The 784-nt window shown below is 70.2% G+C and carries 2 protein-coding genes; both read right to left on the bottom strand.

Translation table 11 applies throughout. The features are described 5' to 3' along the window. The coding region (locus FW784_RS14120; protein WP_425481666.1) for a cytidylyltransferase domain-containing protein at positions 1-171 on the bottom strand (171 nt) is incomplete at its 3' end. A 3-nt stretch (positions 172-174) separates the two neighbouring features. Beyond that, positions 175-784: tetraacyldisaccharide 4'-kinase (gene lpxK, locus FW784_RS14115; protein ID WP_149353950.1), on the bottom strand; the 610-nt coding region annotated here is incomplete at its 5' end.

Below are 784 nucleotides of genomic sequence, written 5' to 3'. Positions count from 1 at the left end.
ACCGGCGATGCGCTCGTCGTCGGTCGCGACCCATACCTCGCGCGCACCGGCGCCCAGCGCACGGCGCGCGACGTGCAACACCAGCGGCTCGCCGCCAAGGAGTCGGAGCGGCTTGCCGGGCAGCCTGGACGCTGCGTAACGCGCCGGAATGGCGACGACGAAATCGGTCATGGCTCAGGCCTCGCGAAGGCGTGCGATGCGATCCAGCAGTGCGGCCCAGAACGCCTCCGGGAGTTCCGCGTCGATGGGCACGCTGTAACTATCCTCGGGTGCGAACGCCGCGCATTTGACCGCGTCCTTCTCCGTCATCAGCACCGGCAACGGGCTGGTGAACACGAGATCCTCGCCACGAAAGGCGTGGTGGTCGGCGAAGGCATGCGGCACCACGGCGATGCCTCGCGCCTTCAGCATGTTGAAGAAGCGCGACGGATCGCCGATGCCGGCAAGCGCATGCACGCGTTGCCCGGCGAAACCCGCCAGCGGCCGAGAGCGCCGGCCCTGTAGCGGCATGGCATCGCGCGTGGCCAGCCTCATCGGCCATTCGCCGAAGCCGGCCTCGCCGTGCGCGCCATCGCCCAGGTTGACGACGTGGAAATCGCACCGCGCCGCACGCGTGGCGGGCTCACGCAGCGGTCCAGCCGGCAGCAGTCGACCATTGCCGTAGCGGCGCGCGCCGTCGATCACCTCGATCTCGATGTCGCGCGACAGCCTGTAATGCTGCAGGCCGTCGTCGCAGATCACGATGTCGCATCCGGCCGCGGCCAGCGCACGCGCGGCGGCCGCG

It is taken from the genome of Cognatilysobacter lacus, from assembly GCF_008274655.1.
Taxonomy (GTDB): Bacteria; Pseudomonadota; Gammaproteobacteria; order Xanthomonadales; family Xanthomonadaceae; genus Cognatilysobacter; species Cognatilysobacter lacus.
This window is presented reverse-complemented; position numbering and strand designations above follow the sequence as displayed.